This window comes from Chamaesiphon sp. OTE_20_metabat_361 (assembly GCF_031364565.1).
The window spans coordinates 1-3,907 of the sequence record NZ_JANLWO010000540.1 but is presented as its reverse complement, the minus strand read 5'-3'; the positions used below and the strand labels follow the sequence as shown (position 1 = coordinate 3,907).

The following is a 3,907-nucleotide window of genomic DNA, read 5'->3' as shown; positions in this document are numbered from 1 at the left end:
CTTCTGCGCCCCAACCAAAAAGCACTGCCGCCCAGAATGCCAACGGCGGGGATTAAGCCCCAAATTAGATAAGACGGTATTTGATTTTGACTAGTTGCATCGGGATTGACTGCGGTGCTATGTTCGCTAGCTGGCTGCTTTTTCAGGGATTGAGCGTAGAGTTGGGGGGCACGTTGGCTGACTACTAAGTCCCCAGCAAATAGTCCTGTCTTGACTTCAACTAGATCGCCAACGGTTTGCCCGAGGGTGACGGTTGTGGGCTGATAGCTGTCGCCACTTTTGATGTAGACTAATTTCTCTAAATTAGCCTCTACCACTGCACTCGCTGGAATTACTACCACTGGGATAGTGATTTGACTGGTAGCTAATTTGATTTCGGCAAAGGTTCCAGCTTTGAGCAAACCATCTGGATTATCTAATGTTGCTTGAACGGGAACTACCCGGCTCTGGGAGTCCACCGCCGTCACGATCCTCGAAATCTGACCTGAAAACACTTTATCACCCGCTCCAGGCACTTTTACACTAACCTGCTGACCGATTTTTAATCGTCCTAAATCCCGCTCGTAGATATTGGCAGTTGCTAATACTTGCCGATCGTCGGTAATCGTCATTAACTTGGCTCCAGGATCGGCGACAGACTGCCCGATCGTAATTTCTCGATCGGCAATCGTCCCATCGATCGGGGCGGTAATAGTCACTATACCCTGAGCATTCGCTCGATTTCCCAATTGTGCCAGCAGCCCGCGATAACTAGCATCGCTAAGTCTGAGCTGATTTTGCGCGGCGGTTACGGCTGAGTTCGCTTTTTGGACTTGAGCATTAGCTTCGACTACCGATCTTTGGTTCGTCGCTTTTGCCTGTTGCCCCTGGGCTTCGGCTACCTGCTGCTCAGCATCCCGCAGTTCTCGTAGGGGTAATTCGGTTTCGGCTTTGCGGAGTTCGGTTTCGGCTTGGGCTACTCCTGACTGACTTGTGGCTTTGACTAATGCAGTTCGGGCTTCGGCTAGTTTAGCCTGAGATTCCAACATCTGACGGCGTGCCAGTGCCCCACTCTTGTTTAGTTCTACATCCTTTTGGTACCGTTCCTGAGCTAATTCTAGTTCGGTTCGAGCGGAGCTAATCTCGGCGGTGGCGATTTGCTGTTGACGCTGATAGCTGGTTTTCGCCGCTCGAACTACCGAACCACTTTTGACGAGTTGTTGTTCTCGCGCGAGTCTAGATCGAGCGGCTGTTAATTGACTCCGCGCCCGATCTGTTTCAGCGGTGGCGATTTGGGCGATTTTTTGATAACTTTGTTGGGCGAGGTTGCGATCGGTTTGAGCTTGTTGGAGTAGCGCGATTGCTGTCGATCGTTTTTCGAGGGAACTCGTTCGTAGTTCGTTGAGTTCGGGGCTAGACATCCTCGCCAGGATTTGTCCTGCTTTGACTCTCGTGCCAGGTTGTACCAAAAGCTGGACGAGTTTACCCTTAATTGGGGCAGTAACTTCTACTTGTTTGCTGGGTAATAACTCAATCTGTCCGGTAGCGGAAATTTCGACATTCAAGCTTTGTTTTTTGGCAGCAACTGTTTGTACCCCAATCTGTTGAGCCGTTGCTCCATCGACTTGCACTTTGGTACTTTTCGTTCCCTCTTGAGAGCCAAATTCATTACCATGCCCGCCATGAGCGAGTGCTAATGGGGATACTAGCGAGAGCCAGATGGGTAGTAATAGCCAGCTTAACCGCCTCACTGCGCGAATGGCTGGAGCGATCGAGGATGAAGCTGTCTGTGAGTTAGTATTTATAGCCATAGTTGCTCAACTAAACGCTGATAGTTCCCAGTTTGCCAGTGCTAGATGAGATGAATATGAATGCTCATCAACTATTTACTTGCAGACCATTCTTTCCGCCATTGAGCCATCTGAGCGATTTCTGCCTGTTGAGACTTAATGATATTTTGAGCGAGTTTTTGCATCTCTGGACGTTTAGATTTTTTCAATAAATCTTGTCCCATTGTCACGGCACCTTGATGATGGGGAATCATCGCATCGAGGAATCTACGATCGAACCCCGCATCAGCTTTACCCAATGACATACTCATCATCATTGACTGCTTGTGTTCGGCTGTCATTGCCATTTCATGATTCATAGCAGCGTGCCACATTATCGGTGTTGCCGATGCTTTGGGATACCATTGCTTGCGCCACTGTTGCATCTGGGCGATTTCTTTTTGCTGCTCGGCGAGCATACCTTTAGCTAGCTTAATTAGTTCGGGACGTTTGGACTTTTCTAATACTTCCTGAGCCATTACTAATGCACCCTGATGGTGGGGAATCATACTATCGATAAAGCGCAGATCGTAGTTAGCATCAGCGGGGCCAACATCCATACTATGATTCATCATGCCCCCCTTTTTCATGCCATCATGATTCATGCCATCATGATTCATCCCTCCATTTTGGGCAATTGTTGAATTCGATCTGTTGGAAGTCGTGAAGTTAGCGATTGCTAGGGAACCAAAACCAATCGTTCCCGTCACCATCGCGATCGATGTGAGCAATTTAATTTTAGTATTCATAATCAATCTAAATAATCATAATTTTGCCGTTACTACGATTTTAAATGAATGAGATGAAATTAAGATGAAATGGATTGAGTCGAGATTTCACATTAATTTCATTTACAGCAGTTCTAACTTATCCCGAACTAACGTTAGTTACAACTGTCGCGATCGAGGGGACTCTAGTAGTATGATATCTTTCATCTACAGAGGCACTACTAATGTCACCAGTTCAAACGGTTGCAAATTTTACCCCGTATTCGGCGATCGGTACCAATTTAACAGATGTTCGCAAACGCCGCCAGGAGCACGATCCTACTCCCCTCAACGTGCATTTGTGCTGGTACCTCAGTCCCGAACTAGCGGCGGAAGTCAAGCCAGAAATTCTGGCAAGATTGAGTACCCAGCCGCAGCCGATCTATGGGACATTAATCACGATCGACGATCGCACTCTAGCAGACGATCGGGCGGGATTGCCTACGGCGATCGAGTCGCAACTTCCGACTAATACTGGGCAGTTGCCAGCAGACATCCATGGGTATGCCTTTTTCGCCTGTCCATTGCCCCCAGTAACAAGCTTTAGTGCTGATTCCTATGCTAGGGGCGATCGAATGGTACTCAATGGCGATGGCATGTTGTATCGGCTCGGTTTTGAAAACGGCACGGCAATCCTGAAAACACGGATGATGAAAACGCCCTGCTATTATGCCGATCTAGCGGCGCAATTAGTCCCTAAATTTGACAAAATTGGTTATCGGTTTCTTGATGGTGGCATGGTGCGTCACAGCCTGCTATTAGGGACGCGCAACCAGATGAATACCGCGTTTGTAGCAACTAAAGAGCATCTGCTCGCCACCTTCGATGCCGCACGTCCCCACATTATCGATCCCGATTCGCTCGAACTGCTCGAACCGATTGGAGCAGCTAGCAATTGGCAAGGATTGGCTCCCAAACAGCCCGCTTGGTTGACGCAAGTTTTTCAGCCTTATTCTAACCCCGCGCATCCAGTTTGCGACCATCTCCAGTCAGGCGCGGCGGGGGAGTTTATTACGGCAAATTATTCGGCGGGATTGAGTCTCCTGAGTGTTATCGACAGGTTTCGGCGCTGGTATAAGGCTAGGCGCGGTTTAGATGGCATACTTCTCAAAAATCCTTGGGGTGCGTTTACGAATTTAGTGAGATATCGATTTGACAGCCAAAGCTTTGAAAAATGGCGGCTGGTTCTCCCCAATGGCGAACCCGTGATTATCCAGCAAGCGATTCATCAGATGGCGTTGACGGAAGACTATATTATCGTCGGCGACATTGCCTTTAAGATCGAGTTATCCCAAATTTTTGCACCCTTTCTGTTTGGTGGCATCCGTAAAT

The 3,907-nt window shown here is 48.3% G+C and carries 3 protein-coding genes; 1 reads left to right on the top strand and 2 read right to left on the bottom strand.

Annotated features, from left to right (window positions below; translation table 11 throughout):
* Together RMO35_RS15520 and RMO35_RS15515 are read right to left on the bottom strand one after the other, a co-directional pair.
* A partial coding sequence (locus tag RMO35_RS15520; protein ID WP_309742228.1) for an efflux RND transporter periplasmic adaptor subunit occupies positions 1-1,790 on the bottom strand: 1,790 nt, incomplete at its 3' end.
* Between the two features lie 71 nt (positions 1,791-1,861).
* The gene (locus RMO35_RS15515; RefSeq protein ID WP_309742227.1) at positions 1,862-2,557 is read right to left on the bottom strand and encodes a DUF305 domain-containing protein; all 696 of its coding nucleotides are present in this window, start codon (positions 2,555-2,557) and stop codon (positions 1,862-1,864) included.
* A 203-nt stretch (positions 2,558-2,760) separates the two neighbouring features.
* Between RMO35_RS15515 and RMO35_RS15510 the strand changes: the two genes are divergently transcribed.
* A partial coding sequence (locus RMO35_RS15510) for a carotenoid oxygenase family protein (protein WP_309742226.1) occupies positions 2,761-3,907 on the top strand: 1,147 nt, incomplete at its 3' end.